This is a genomic window from Streptomyces sp. SM10, assembly GCF_002910915.1.
GTDB lineage: Bacteria > Actinomycetota > Actinomycetes > Streptomycetales > Streptomycetaceae > Streptomyces.
In genome coordinates, this window is sequence record NZ_NEUF01000121.1 from 83,709 (window position 1) to 97,036 (window position 13,328).

Genomic DNA, 13,328 nt, shown 5'->3' on the forward strand with positions numbered 1-13,328 from the left:
CCGAGTGCGACTCCGTGGGGCCAGGTGTCAGTCCAGCGGACGGGCCAACGCCTCGTCGGTGTTCCCCGGCAGCGGCACGACCGCCGCCGGAGCCTCCGCGCCGCGGGCACGCAACCCCAGCCAGACCAGGACCACGCTCGCCAGGGTCACCGCGACGTTCACGATCAGCGCGAGGTGGAGGCCGTCCAGTTCCACCGCCTGGGTCGCGGCGACCGCGCTCAGGACCGGGATGCCGATCGTGACGGCCACCTGCTGGGTCATCGCGGTCATGCCCGTGGCCAGGCCCTGCTCCTCGTTGGGCAGGCCCGAAGTTCCGGTCACGGTGTAGGCCACGATGGAGGTCACATGCCCGAAGAACGCGATGAACAGCGCGGGGATCACGATCGGGAGCGCCACCCGGTCGGTACCGAGGAAGATCAGCGGAACGATCGCCAGGCCCTGCACGGACATACCCACCGCCAACACCTTCCGGCTGCCGTGGCGTCCGATGGAGCGCCCGGCGATGACCCCGGCGACCATGGCCGCCAGGCCCGGGACACCGAAGACCAGGCCGGTGATCAGCGGGGAGTAGTGCAAAACGTTCTGAAGGTAGAGGGTCATCAGGAAGATCATGGCGGTCCCCATGGAGAACGTCACGAGACCCCCGTAGTTGCCCCACTTCACCGTCGGCCGCTTGAGGATGCGCACCGGGGCGAGCGGCGCGGGCGAACGCAGCTCGATCATCCAGAACGAGGCCAGCAGAACCACGCCGATGATGGCCGAGTAGATGTTCGTCTCGATGATCGCGTAGATGACGGCCAGCAGACCGCCGGCCGCGGTCACCGCCCCGGGCACGTCCAGCTTCACCCGGTCGGGGACGCTGCTCTCCCTGATCAGCGAGGGGGTGAACGCCAGGATGACCACCGCCACCGGGACGTTGATGAAGAACGCTGCCCGCCAGCTGAGCAGGCTGACCAGGACTCCGCCGACCAGTGCGCCGACCGTGAAGCCGCCGGAGAGCAGCGCGCCGTTGAGGCCGAGGACCCGGTCTCGCTGAGCGCCTTCCGCGAAGGTGCTGGTGAGCAGGGACAGGGACGCGGGGATCGCCATCGCGGTGGCGAAGCCCTGCAGTGCGCGGGCGGCCAGCAGTACCTCGGGATTCTGGGCGAACCCGCCGAGCAGCGAGGCTGCGGCGAGCAGTGCCAGCCCCATGATGAAGAGCCGGCGACGGCCGAACAGGTCGCCCATCCGTCCGAAGAGGAGGGCGAAGCCCGCCGCCGGGAGGGCGTAGGCCGAGGTGATCCAGGGCAGCCCGGACAGCCCCAGCCCGACGCCCGCGCCGACCTCGGGCAGCGCGACGTTGAGGATCGAGAAGTCGACGGACAACATGAATCCGGACCCGAGCAGGAGGAAAAGGATCATCCGTTCCCTGCTGGTGAAACGTGGAGCTGAGCTCGCTTCGCTCTTACCTGCGTCGGTCGTCATGAGATGGTTCCCTCGATCGAGAGTCCGATTTCGTGAACGGTCACCGGGTCGGCGGACCGTGCCGCCTGGCGGCACGCGTCACCGGACGCCGGGCCGACGCCTGATAGGCCGTCAGTTCGGTGCCCCTGCCGAGGTGACCTGGAGCTGGGGGAGTGCTGGGGGCTGCCGCCCCGTTCCCGTCGTTCGCCCGGCGGGCAGGCCGTGCGACGGACGGGAATGGGACGACAGGGTCTAAGGGGTGTCGTGCCGTTCCGCTGCCTCGGCGATGTGCTTGATCTTCGCCAGACGCCGATCCCAGTCGGCTGCGAGCATGGTCATCCAACGCGCCGTCGCGTCGAGGGTCGCCGGCTTCACCGCGTAGCGGACCTCGCGTCCGACCCGGCTGCCGGAGACCAGTCCGGCGGCGTCCAGGACGGCGAGGTGTTTGGCCACCGCCTGTCGTGATATCGGAAGACTCTCGGCAAGCGTCGTCGCCGTGGCCTCGCCCTGCGCGGCGAGCAGTTGCAACAGCTCGCGTCGCGTGTTGTCGGCCAGCGCGACCAGCACGCTGTCCACCACCCCGACGGAGCCCTGGCGTTCGTCCGTCACACGGACGACGCCTCGACGCGCGTCCTGACCGCGTCGAGCACCTGGGGCCAGCCGTCGGCGTTGTCGCTGTGCGCCTTGGCACGCAGATCCTCGGATCCGGCCAGCGCCGCAAACCCGCTCTCGACGACGCGCAGCCGCGTCTTGTCACCCTCGGCGGTGAGCGTGAACTCCACCAGAGTGCTGTTGTTGTCGCTCAGCTCCTCACCGGGGAACGCGCTGGCCCAGCGGTACGCGACGTAGGTCTGCGGCTCCACCTTCTCCACCCGCACGGGGAAGCTGCCGTGCTCGGGGTTCTCGGCCACCGTCGATTCGCCCTCGACGGCCACGGTGCCGGACGAACTGGCCGGGTCGGCGACCCAGAACCCCGGCTCGGTCACCAGTGACCACACCCGGCCGACGGGGGCTGCGATCAGGGTTTCGCGTTCGATCAACCGGTCGCTCATGAGGGACTCCTTCATTGGTGCTCTTGCCAGCAACCCGATGGTTGCACATCGGATCGTCAGGCGCAATCGAAAGGTTGCGTTCAGTGGGCGGGGCGCGGTACTGCCGCGGAGGGTGCTTCGTCAGGTCTGGGTGCGCGTGTTGCCGCGCTTTCGGCAGCGGTGGCGCGTCGCGCAAGAGTCGGGTTGCGGAAGGGTCGGGCCACGTGCAACACTTTGGTTGCGGAATCCGACGGACCAGCCGCCGGGCAGGTCGGCTGGTCCTCGGCGACGGGTCGGGCGCGCGGTGAGGCAACCTGCGGCTTCCCGGCCGGACGGCACCTTACGGTGGAGGTCTCCGCGGCCGGCCGGTGCCATCGGGCGGTGGGCGTCGAGCGCGCCGCCGAGGCGGACGACTTCACACAGCACCGAGAGGCGTGGCGTGGCGACAGCCGCTGCCGTGACCTCGGATCACACATCAAGGAGATTCGACATGGCGACACTGAAGCCCGGAAGCATGCTGGTCGGCTCGACTCGTCCCGAGGAACTGCGGGCCTGGTACATCAAGGCGCTGGCTCCGGGGTTCACCGGCGAAGGCCCGATCGACCTGGGCGGCTTCCACCTGGTCGTCTGCGAGCGCGACGACATCGACGCGAAGAACGACCAGCCGGGTCGCTCCATCGTCAACTTCCATGTCGACGACTTCGACGCGGTGGAGGCCCAGCTGAGCGCGGCCGGCGCGGAGTGGATCTCGGTCGACGACCGGGAGCCGGGCAAGTTCGGTACCTTCTCCGACCCCGACGGGAATTACCTTCAGATCATCCAGTGGAAGTAGGACGCCCGAGGCCGGGTGTTCTCGCAGCCCCTCTTCCGGTCCGACACGGACCGGAAGAGGGGCTGCCCCGTGTGCGCCGCTCCCCACGCCGCGTCCGTGCGAAGACGGCGGCGCTTCCCTCGGAGCCGTGCGGCGCCGGTTCGTGCCGACGGCGGTGGAGGCCGCCGGGGCGTTCGGTTTCCGGCCGGCCTCAGTCCTGCTCCGCGCCGTAGGCGTGGGCGTAGTCCACAGTCCGCGGTGGCGGGAAGCGGGTGACGAAGTCGCACACGACGACATGAGTGGGGACGATGGTGATCACGGCCATCTCGCTGGTGCTCTCCCGTTTCACCCGCATCCACTCCTCCATCCGCGCCTCGTCGCCGATGTTCCGGCGGGACGCGTCGATGTGCTCCTGGGGGATCCCCTGCCGGATCTCGACCGAGGCTGTTCCGCGTACGTTCATGATCAGCGGTGTGTAGGTGGTGGTGTCGACCGTGAAGGCGACCTGCGGGTGCGCCGTGAGAGCCTTGACCTTGTACGCTCCGGTCGGGGTGGCGAAGACGAAGGCCTTGCCGTTCCAGATGTAGGAGACCGGCACCGCCCTTGGGTGGCCGTCCAGCCCCACGTAACCGAGCCGCATCGGGATCGGTGCCTCGATCAGCGTCCGGATCACCGGGTCAGTTTCCATCAGGTGCAGGATCTCGGCGTAGTTCATGGACACCGCTCCTTCTCGCCGGGCGGAACTCTCGGTCCTGTCTCTTGGGCGTCGTGGACGCCCGCTGTTGTCATCGTGCCCGGCCACAAGGGGGCGGGCCGCGGTCACACGGCGGCTGTGGGCTCCGGTACCTGCGGGAGCCAGGACACGGCGTCGTCGCGGAAGTGCTGGTTCCGCGGAACGAACACAGCGTCGTCGTCCAGGCTCATGATGGTCACGAAGACGGCGTCCGAGCCGTCGTCGAGCGCGCACACCCGGGAGCCGCAGTCGCCGCAGAACCCGCGCCCGGCGCCCGGCGAGGTCGCGTACCAGGTGGGCTCGCCGCCCGGACCGTCCCAGGCGAAGCCGGACAGAGGGAGGCCCACATAGGCCATCATCGGGCCGCCGGAGAGCTTCCTGCAATGCGAGCAGCTGCACACATGGGGATAGAACGGCTGGCTCTTCGCGCTGTACCGGATCTTCCCGCACAAGCAGCCGCCGGTACGGGTCTGCTGCTGGTCGATCTCGCTCATCTTGGTGTCCCCAGGCTCTCGGTCCGTCGGCTGTGCTGCGGGAAGCCCGCCGTCGTCGGCGGGCTTCCCTGTTCTCTCCGGGCGTCGGGCAGGGGTCAGAAGGTGCGCTCCGCCACCCGGACCCTCTCGACGTTCTCCAGTGCGGCCCGCAGCGCGGCGGCCGGCAGGGGAGCCCCGAGGGCTTCGGTCCGGTCCTCGAAGGCGGTGTTCTTGTCGGCCATGTAGAGCCAGGTGTAGGCGGAGGTCTCCGGTTCGATGCGCCAGCTGTCCGCCAGCGAGCCCACGTCGACGGTGTCGAAGCCGATCGTGTGGATCAGCGCCGACGCTCCGGACTTCACGGAGGCGTCGTTGCCGGCGATGGCCACGGCGCTGCGCTCCGGATGGCCAGAGGGACGGGCGAGCTGGGTGATGTGGTGGGCCAGGATGCCGCTGAACGCCTTGACCAGGTGGACCCCGTCGAAGTGCTGCTGGATCAGTTCGCTGGTGGTCAGCTTCTCCGAGTCCAGCTCTTCGATGCGGCCGTCGCGGATCGGGTAGTAGTTGCTGGTGTCCAGCAGGGTCCGACCCCGCAACGGCGCCGCCGGGACGGACCGGTAGTCGGTGACCGGCAGGGCCATCACGACGAAGTCACCGGCTCGTGAGGCCTGTTCGACGGTACCGGCCGTGGCCAGCGGGCCCAGGTCCGCGACGAGGCCGGCGAGGCTCTCGGGGCCGCGGGAGTTGGACATCACGACCGGAATGCCGTTCCCGACGGCGAGCCGGGCGATCACTGTGCCCATGACTCCGCTGCCGATGATTCCAAGGGTGGACATGACGACTCCTCAGGGTTTTTGGTGGACTCTTTCGTGCCGGGGACGGCTCGGCACCGGTCAGATGTAGTAGGTGTTGGGCTCCAGGCCGCAGAGGATCCGGCCGTAGGTCTCGGCGTTGACATCCGGATTCATCATCGCGTGCAGGCCGAAGGTCTGGAGGTCGTTGGCTATCTGCTGCACCGGCACCTTGGTGTAGGCGGCGGAGCCGCCGCTGGACGAGGCGAGGATCTCCACCGCTTCCCGGGTCAGCCGCACGGCCGAGCCCTCGTCCGCGCGGCTGCGGCCGCGATCCGACATCTCCCAGGGCTCGGCCGAGGCGCACTTGGCGTCCAGCTGGGCGGCCAGCCGGGTCGCGTGGAACTCCGCCTCGTCGAGCTTCATCGCCGCTTCGGCGACCCGCAGATGGGTCACCGGGGCCTCGCTCTGGCTCGGGTACTCGGTGTAGGTGATCTTGCGGCCGGGGAGCCGCTCGAAGAAGAGGTCCCGCACCGCCTTGCCCATGCCGACGGCGACCCCGACCGTGGACGCCGCCCCCACCGTGATCAGCGGAGCGCGGTACATCGGCGAGTCGGCGTTCAACTTGGAGACCGACTGGCCACCGAGCACCATGGGCGCCGGCAGAATGCGTTCCTGCGGGATGAACAGGTCCTTCGCGGTCGTGGTGACGCTCCCGGTTCCGCGCAGGCCGCCGGTGTGCCAGTCGTCGACGATCTCGAGCTCCGACACCGGGACCGGGCCCATCACCGGGTACGGCTGCCCGTCCGGGTCCAGGAATATCGCCGCGACCTGCTGCCAGGTGCTGCTGAGAGCGCCGCTGATGAACGGCCACGAGCCGTTGACCAGGACGCCGCCGGGAACGGGGACGGCCGTCGCGGTCCCGGGTCCGATGGTGGCGCAGAGCCCTGTGCCGGACTCCGCGAACACCTCGTCCTGGACCTCGTCCGGGTACAGACCCACGCTCCAGCCGGCGACCCAGGAGCTGGCCACCACCCATGCGGCGGACCCGTCGGCCTTGGCTATCTCCTCGGCCACCGCCACCATGGTCTGCGCGTCGCTCTCGTACCCGCCGTAGCGCAGCGGGATACGCATCCGGAAGACACCCGCGTCGCGCAGGGCGTCTACCGAGTCAGAGTGCAGTCGGCGGTTCTCCGCCGACCACGCGGTGTTGGCCCGCAGCACGGGCGCGATCGCGGACACCTGCCGCACCAGCTGTTCCCGGGTCGGGATGACGGGAGTTGACATGACTTCTCCTTAACGGGCTTGTGGGATCAGAGATCAGACGAAGAAGGCGTTGAACGCGTCGATGACGGCCTGCGGCGCCTCCTCGACGAAGTAGTGGCCCGCGTCCGGCACCAGCACGACCCGCACGTCGCTCCCCTGGGTGGGCAGCGTCGCCTCCATCTGCTTGGCGAACATGCCGTCGGCGAGGTTGGAGACCAGGCCGAGCATGGGCGCGCTCACCTGCTCGTAGGTGCCGAGGTCGGCGATGTCCTGGCCGAACGTCTGGTACCAGCCGTTGCCGCCGCGGATCCCGTCCGCCGTGTCGTAGGCCCGGGTGTAGACGGCCCGGTCCGCCGGGGTCACCGCGCCCGGGTCCAGCAGGAAGTTGTCGAAGACCCAGGCGATGAGGAAGTGGGCGCGTCCGGCCAGCAGTTGTTCGGGCAGGCCGACGACCTGGTTGAAGGCGAACCACCACGGGAAGAAGGGCAGGCCCGGGGCAGGCAGCACGGGGATCTGGTACATCGACGCGTCCGGGTGGAGCACATCGAGCAGGGCGACCCTGCGGGTGGCCTCCGGGTGGTTGACCGCGAAGCTGAAGGCGACCTGTGCGCCGACGTCGTGGCCCGCGATGTCCACCTGGTCGTAGCCGAGGGCGCGGACGAATCCATGGACTACCCCGGCCATCGTCTTCTTGTCGTATCCGGTGGCGGGCTTGTCCGAGCCGCCCATGCCGGGGAGGTCGAGCACGATGACCCTGCGGCCGGCCGCGGCGAGGGCGGGCATCACCTTGCGGAATTCCCACCAGGTCTCCGGCCAGCCGGGCAGCAGGACCAGCGGAGTGCCCTCGCCGCCGGCGACGTAGTGGAGGCGGAGACCGTTCACGGTGGCGTATTCGCTGCTGAAGCCGCCCTCCAGGGAGCTCGCGAGTTCGGCATCGGTCGGGACGCCCGGGGCTTCCCCGCCGGTGTCCGGTGTGCTCGTACTGCTGCTGTTCGTCGTCACTGTTCCCACTCCTCGTCGTCGTGGCCGAAACAGGTGTGCGAAGGACCGGCCCACGGGCTCGGTGCTGCTCAGCCATCATCGAAGATGGGAATCCCCCCGGCCTCTTCCTACGTGCCCTCCCTCGTTCCCGGGTGGGCGGACGTCGGGTTCGGGGCATGCGTGCTCAACGGCTCGGCAGGCCTGTTTCCCTGCCCTGCCCTGCCGTATCCGGGAGGCGCGACGACGTACGGGGCAGGGCCGATCAGCGGCCCTGCCCCGTACCCATGACGTGGAACCGAGTCAGGGCAGCTTCTTCAGTCCGGTCCCGGTCAGGAGGTAGCCGGGCGCGACCGCGGCCGCCTCCGTCCGAACCAGCTCGACCATCGCTGAGCCGGCGATCTCCGGGGTGAGGAGCGGCCCCATCTGCTTCAGGTACTCCTCCTCGGACCGGCCGTCGCGAGCCGCGTACGCGCGGGCCGCCGACCTGCCCAGCTCGGTCACCGGGGTGATCCGGGGAAGCACCGCGGAGAACGTGATGTCCAGTCCGGCGCGCTTCGCCTCGTCCTGGGCGTATCCGGTGATGAAGCGCTGGGTGGCCTTGGCGCCGGCGTAGCCCCCGGAGAGCGGCGAACCCGCTATCGCGGCACCGCTGCTGACCACGATCACCCTGCTGCCGGGCCGCAGCGGAGTGAGCAGGGCCTCGCGCAGCCAGTGGAACGCGATTCTGACATCGGTCTGCCAGTTGACCGAGAAGGTCTCCCAGGTCTGGTGTTGTAGCGGACGCATGTGCGGGCTCGCGCCGGCCGCCAGGACGACGGCCTCGGGCCGGTATCGGTCGAGGAGGCTGCCTGCCACTGTGGGGCCGCCGGCGTCGGCGAGTTCGGGAACGGTGTTGCCGGCCGGATCGGCGATCGGCGCCGCGGTGCGCGAGACGGCGACCACTCGGGAACCGGCCTCGGCGAAGGCCGTGGCGATCCCGTGGCCCAGGCCGCGGCTCGCGCCGACGACGATGGTGGTCTTGCCGGACAGGTCGCTCATGATGTCCTCCAGGTGATGGGCGTGTCCGGTCGCGGACGGTCGAGAACTCCGGACCCGGGACCTGTCGCGGGGAGGCAGCAGGTCCCGGAGCCGGAGTCACGGGCCCTCCCGGCTGTCGCCGGAAGGGGGTAGTCGACGAGCTACGACTTGAAGCGTGTCCCATTCCACCAGTTGTTGCCGGGCATGGCTGCGTCCTTGCTGTCGTAGCTGTCCTTGTAGCGCCACCAGTCCCAGGGGTGCTCGAGTTCGTCCTCCTGCCGGCCCAGGGCGGTGATGTCCAGGTAGTTGTAGAAGTTCTTGAAGATGTCCCCGCCCCGGTCGAAGACCGAGTAGGTGTGGAAGACGTCGTCGCCGTCACGGATGAACGCGCTCACCCCGGGCGACTCGCCCATCTCGGTGGCGGCCTCGAAGTCGTAGTTGAAGTCGGTGCCGAACGACGAGTACCAGGGGTACTTCCAGCCCATCCGGGCCTTGAAGGGTGCGAACTTCGCCAGCGGCGCCCGGGAGACCAGGGTGAAGCTGGTGTCCCGGGCCCACATGTGGGCGAGTTCGCCGACGCTGTCCGTCTGCATGGAGCAGCCGATGCAGCCCTCGTCATCGTTCGGGCCGAACATGAAGTGCCGGACGATGAGCTGGCGGCGGCCCTCGAACAGGTCGAGCAGCGTCGCTGTGCCGTCCGGCCCTTCGAAGAGGTACTCCTTCTCCACCTTGACCATCGGCAGCTTCCGGCGCTCCGCGGCGATCATGTCGCGGGCGTTGGTGACCTCCTTCTCCTTCTCCAGGAGCGCCCTGCGGGCCTCCAGCCACTCCGATCGGGAAACTATCTTCGGAAGGTTCATCGGTTCTCCCTGGGTGGTCTGCTTCAGAGTTGCGATTACCGGCCGGTCCGCTCGCGGGCCAGAAGACTGCGGCGCTCGATCTTGCCGACCGGCGTGCGGGGGATCTGATCGATGAACTCGATCCGCCGGATCTTCTTGTAGGGGGCGACCCGTTCGGCGACGAAGGCCATGATTTCCTTCGGCGTGACCGGTTCGCCGGTCACCACGAATCCCTTGGGGATCTCGCTGGCCTCCTCGTCGGGCACGCCGATCACCGCCGCGTCCGTGACCTTCGGGTGCGACATCAGGACCGCTTCGAGTTCGACAGGGGACACCTGCTGGCCCTTGTACTTGATGAGTTCCTTGATGCGGTCGACGAGGAAGAGCTCTCCGTTCTCGTCCACATGGCCGAGGTCGCCGGTGTGCAGGAAACCGTCCGGTTCGAGCACCTTGGCGGTGGCCTCCGGGGCATTGAGGTAGCCCTTCATCACATGCGGGCCGCGGATGAGGACCTCGCCGTCCTGGTTGTGCCCGAGTTCGTTGCCGGTGGTGATGTCGACGATCTTGCACTCGATGTTGGGGGAGTTGGGGCCGACCGACCCAGATGCCACCGGGTCGGCGAGCTGCATGAACGAGACCAGTGCCTCGGTGAGCCCGTATCCCTGGCCGATGCTCACGCCCAGGCGCCGCCGGCAGAGCTCGGCCGTCCCGGGGTCGAGCGCGGCGCCGCCGGAGACGATCGAGCGGAGCGAGGAGAGGTCGTACCGGTCCGCCAGCGGGCTCTTCGCGAGGAGGACGGCGATGGTCGGCACGACGTAGAGGCGTGTGACGCGGTGGTCCTGGATCGCGTTGAGGTAGGCCTCGGGGTCGAAGCGCGGCATCGTCACGAGTGTCGCGCCCTGGAGCAGACTGGCGTTCATCGTCATGATCAGGCCGAACGCGTGGTGAAAGGGCGGGACGGCGAGCACCGTCTCGTGCTCGTCGAGGGGCGCGACCAGACTGGTCTGGAGGACGTTGGCGATCATGTTCCGATGGGTCAGCAGCACCCCCTTGGGGTAGCCGGTGCTACCGCTGGAGTGGAGCACGGCCACCACGTCGTGCGCCGGGTCGACGGCCGGCTCGGGCGGCACACCGTCGGTGAGCAGCGCGGAGAACGACGTGGCGCCCTCCGCCTCACCGAAAACGATGATCTCTTCGACTTTCGTTCGCGCGGTCACTGCCGCGGCCTTGACCACCTCGGACGGCATGGTCACCAGCAGGCGCGCGCCGGTGTCGTTCAGGTGGGCGGTGAGCTCGTCCGCCGTGTCGAGGGGATTGAGCACCACCACCGTGCCGCCCGCCAGGGCGGCGGCGTGAAACGCGATCGGATACGCGGGCACGTTCGGCGCGAGGATGGCCAGCACGTCGCCCTTGCCGAAGCCGCGGGCATGAAGCCCGGTGGCTGCGCGGCGCACCGCCGATGCGAGCTGGCCGTAGGTGTGACCGTTCTCCCCGTCGATGTCGACCGTCGCCAGGCGGTCCGGGTACTGCTCCGCCTGTCGCAGTATGTAGGCGGTGAACGTGGTCTCGGGGACGTGGACGCGTGGACGTGGGCCGGTGAAAATCACGACGCGGCTTCCACCCGGCTGTACGTGCTCAGGCCGGGCTGGTAGTCGCGCTTTTCGAACTGCTTGAGCGCCACGTTGATCCACTCGTTGCCGCTGAGACGGGAAAGCTCCCAGAGCTTCGCCTGGTCGTAGTCGATCGACGCCGGGAGGTCCATGGTCGTGGTGCGCTCATAGACCTGCTTCGCCAGTTCCAGGGTGATCGGGTTCTTGTTGATGATCCGTCCGACGATCCGGTCGGTCTCCGCGTCCAGTTGAGCCGCCGGCACGGCCTTGTTCACCAGTCCGTACGTCTCCGCCTGCCGCCCGGTGAGAGTGTCCCCGGTGAGGATGTAGTACAGCGCTTGCTTGCGCGGCAGGTTGTGGGTGGCCGCCCAGGTGGCTCCACCCGCCGGGAAGATGCCGAAGTTGATTTCGGAGAGTCCGAACTTCGCGGTCTCCGTCGTGATGGCCAGGTCGCAGATCCCCGCGACCAGGAACCCACCGCCGAAGGCGTACCCGTTCACCTTGGCGATGGTCACCGCGGGAAAGGCCTTCAGCCGCTTGAACCAATTGAGCGCCACCAGATTGGTCCGGTAGAACAACTGCGGGTCATCGAAAGGCTGCAGGAAGCACTCTTCGAGGTCCATTCCGGAGCTGAAACTGTCACCGCTGCCGGTCACGACGACCGCCTTTACCGTTCCGGCTGCCTCGATCGCGTCCAGGGCCTCATTCATATCCAGGTGCATCTGCGGATTCATCGCGTTCTTCTTGCCCGGCCGGTTCAGGTAGATCGTGGCCTTCGGTCCGTCGATCTCGACGTTCACCGTGTCCAGCGTGATCATTTTTTTGGCCTCTTCTCCAGACGAAGTGCGCACGCGCACAGCAATTCACCAGTCCACCGTCCGTGGCTCCGGCCACGGATTCGAGCATCACACTTTCTGTAGCGGGTCGACTTCTCCCAATGTGCTTTGCCGTGAATCGCTGCGGGGCGCTCCGAGGCGGTGCCGGCGGCCAAGGTGCCTCTCCGGGGTCGCACGCGGGCGGATGGCCTTGCCACCGGCGAGATCCCGGCGCGCCTTGCCGAGAACTGAAGAGAGCAATTGGGAAGAGGCGAGCCCGGCGGGCTGGGGGCAGTCTGTTGCGTGGGAGGCACGTAGGCGGGCCAGTTCCAGATCGTGAGCAGCGGGAGGGTGCTGGTTCTGCTCGTGCCGGGGGAACTCAGAACGTGCTTTCTCGCTGGTCTCGGATTTCGGTCGCTGCCTCAGGGTGCTGCCGCATGCCGACAGCTGTTTCTGTGCTCTTTCCGCACAGTCGAGAAACAATCAGGGAGGAACTTCCTATGGATCACTCCGGCATGCCTGGGATGGCACCCACCGTTTCGACGGTGGACACCGTCGGCGGTGTTCTCTTCATCGGCTGGGCCGTCGCGATGTGGGCCGCCGTCGCCGTGCTCGCGGTCGGGAACCGGAAGGCGGTGAAGCCGTGGCTGTACAAACTCGCCGTAGGGCTTGTGGGCGTTGGCGTGGTGGGCCAGGTCGGCCACTTCCAGGAACATGTCACACAGGCGGGCTACTGGATCGCCCATCCCTACGCCCCGGCGTGGATGACTCCGTGGGCTGACAGCTTTGCCCGTGGGATGGGCCAGGTCGACGCTGGCAAGCCCGCCCTCGGGATGGAGATCCTGCACCTGGTTGGCAACTTCATCTTCCTTGCCGGACTGGTCGGCATCGTGCAGATTACGCGCCGGGTCACCGGGCAGCTGAAGGCACGCAAGTGGGCCAGGATGGGCGTCTGGATGCAGGGCATCCACGGCATCGAGCACGTCGTGCTGACGGCTTCCGTGGCTCTGGGCGCGAGCCGGGCCATCGGCCTGTCCACCTGGTTCGGTGCCATCGAACCAGGCCCGGCACTGGTGACGTACCGGGTGTGGTGGCACTTTGTGGCCAACGCGGTGGGCACGGTCGTCCTCGGCATCGCCGTCTATCATCTCTGGAAGGAGAAGCGGGCGGTCAAGGAGAGTTTCGGTCTCCTGAGGAACGTGGAAACCGCGGCTGCCCCGGCCGGCTCCGAGGAGGGTTCCGCGAGCGCACTCGAACCTCTGGGGCGCCGCTGACGGGCGGTGGCTCCCGGGCCCGGTCATCCCGCGGAGCGTGTGGCCGGGCCTGTTCGAAGCCGAGCTTTCGCAGTGCGATCCGCCCCGGTCAGGGTAGCCGCGTCCTCGATGGGGCTCCGCCCCCTGGAGTCGAGTGCGTACTTCGGGAACCCTTGCACCGGCGGTGGTGGCCCCTGTGGAGTGCGACGAGCATGACGGGGAACCGATAGGGCGCCCGTGTTGATGAGTTGAGACTTCGGATGTCTCC

Annotated in this window: 14 protein-coding genes; 2 read left to right on the plus strand and 12 right to left on the minus strand. The window is 68.2% G+C overall.

What is annotated here, in order from left to right:
* Nucleotides 1-27 precede the first annotated feature (27 nt).
* The 3 genes from B9S57_RS19070 to B9S57_RS19080 all read right to left on the minus strand — a co-directional run bounded on the left by B9S57_RS19070 (nt 28) and on the right by B9S57_RS19080 (nt 2,495).
* Nucleotides 28-1,401: an MFS transporter gene (locus B9S57_RS19070; protein WP_103516764.1), complete on the minus strand. Its 1,374-nt coding sequence runs from the start codon at nt 1,399-1,401 to the stop codon at nt 28-30.
* Nucleotides 1,402-1,695: 294 nt separating this feature from the next.
* Nucleotides 1,696-2,052: a metalloregulator ArsR/SmtB family transcription factor gene (locus B9S57_RS19075; RefSeq protein WP_103516765.1), complete on the minus strand. Its 357-nt coding sequence runs from the start codon at nt 2,050-2,052 to the stop codon at nt 1,696-1,698.
* Complete coding sequence (locus B9S57_RS19080) at nt 2,049-2,495, minus strand: SRPBCC domain-containing protein (protein WP_103516804.1); 447 nt, start codon at nt 2,493-2,495, stop codon at nt 2,049-2,051. Before B9S57_RS19080 ends, B9S57_RS19075 begins: the two co-directional genes overlap by 4 nt.
* Before the next feature lie 469 nt (nt 2,496-2,964).
* On the opposite strand from B9S57_RS19080, the gene B9S57_RS19085 reads away from it, so the two are divergent.
* On the plus strand, nt 2,965-3,306 hold the full coding sequence (locus B9S57_RS19085) for a VOC family protein (protein WP_096627468.1): 342 nt from the start codon (nt 2,965-2,967) through the stop codon (nt 3,304-3,306).
* A 190-nt stretch (nt 3,307-3,496) separates the two neighbouring features.
* On the opposite strand, the gene B9S57_RS19090 is transcribed toward B9S57_RS19085, so the two are convergent.
* The 9 genes from B9S57_RS19090 to B9S57_RS19130 all read right to left on the minus strand — a co-directional run bounded on the left by B9S57_RS19090 (nt 3,497) and on the right by B9S57_RS19130 (nt 11,810).
* Nucleotides 3,497-4,000 (minus strand): pyridoxamine 5'-phosphate oxidase family protein, encoded by a 504-nt coding sequence (locus B9S57_RS19090; RefSeq protein ID WP_103516766.1) that lies wholly within the window; start codon nt 3,998-4,000, stop codon nt 3,497-3,499.
* 104 nt (nt 4,001-4,104) lie between these two features.
* A complete protein-coding gene (locus tag B9S57_RS19095; RefSeq protein ID WP_103516767.1) occupies nt 4,105-4,512 on the minus strand; it encodes a GFA family protein in 408 nt (135 codons plus the stop codon).
* Between the two features lie 95 nt (nt 4,513-4,607).
* Nucleotides 4,608-5,324: an NADPH-dependent F420 reductase gene (locus B9S57_RS19100; protein ID WP_103516768.1), complete on the minus strand. Its 717-nt coding sequence runs from the start codon at nt 5,322-5,324 to the stop codon at nt 4,608-4,610.
* Nucleotides 5,325-5,381: 57 nt separating this feature from the next.
* Nucleotides 5,382-6,566, minus strand: a complete 1,185-nt coding sequence (locus B9S57_RS19105; RefSeq protein WP_103516769.1) for an acyl-CoA dehydrogenase family protein — start codon at nt 6,564-6,566, stop codon at nt 5,382-5,384.
* A gap of 33 nt (nt 6,567-6,599) precedes the next feature.
* Nucleotides 6,600-7,547 carry an alpha/beta fold hydrolase gene (locus B9S57_RS19110; protein WP_103516770.1) on the minus strand — a complete coding sequence of 316 codons (948 nt, stop codon included), beginning with the start codon at nt 7,545-7,547 and terminating at the stop codon, nt 6,600-6,602.
* A 279-nt stretch (nt 7,548-7,826) separates the two neighbouring features.
* Nucleotides 7,827-8,564 carry an SDR family NAD(P)-dependent oxidoreductase gene (locus B9S57_RS19115; protein ID WP_103516771.1) on the minus strand — a complete coding sequence of 246 codons (738 nt, stop codon included), beginning with the start codon at nt 8,562-8,564 and terminating at the stop codon, nt 7,827-7,829.
* A gap of 140 nt (nt 8,565-8,704) precedes the next feature.
* On the minus strand, nt 8,705-9,403 hold the full coding sequence (locus B9S57_RS19120; RefSeq protein WP_103516772.1) for a DUF899 domain-containing protein: 699 nt from the start codon (nt 9,401-9,403) through the stop codon (nt 8,705-8,707).
* A gap of 35 nt (nt 9,404-9,438) precedes the next feature.
* Nucleotides 9,439-10,989: an AMP-binding protein gene (locus B9S57_RS19125; RefSeq protein ID WP_103516773.1), complete on the minus strand. Its 1,551-nt coding sequence runs from the start codon at nt 10,987-10,989 to the stop codon at nt 9,439-9,441.
* Complete coding sequence (locus B9S57_RS19130; protein ID WP_103516774.1) at nt 10,986-11,810, minus strand: p-hydroxycinnamoyl CoA hydratase/lyase; 825 nt, start codon at nt 11,808-11,810, stop codon at nt 10,986-10,988. Before B9S57_RS19130 ends, B9S57_RS19125 begins: the two co-directional genes overlap by 4 nt.
* 497 nt (nt 11,811-12,307) lie before the next feature.
* Between B9S57_RS19130 and B9S57_RS19135 the strand changes: the two genes are divergently transcribed.
* Nucleotides 12,308-13,081 carry a DUF6008 family protein gene (locus B9S57_RS19135; protein ID WP_219818570.1) on the plus strand — a complete coding sequence of 258 codons (774 nt, stop codon included), beginning with the start codon at nt 12,308-12,310 and terminating at the stop codon, nt 13,079-13,081.
* Nucleotides 13,082-13,328: the final 247 nt, after the last annotated feature.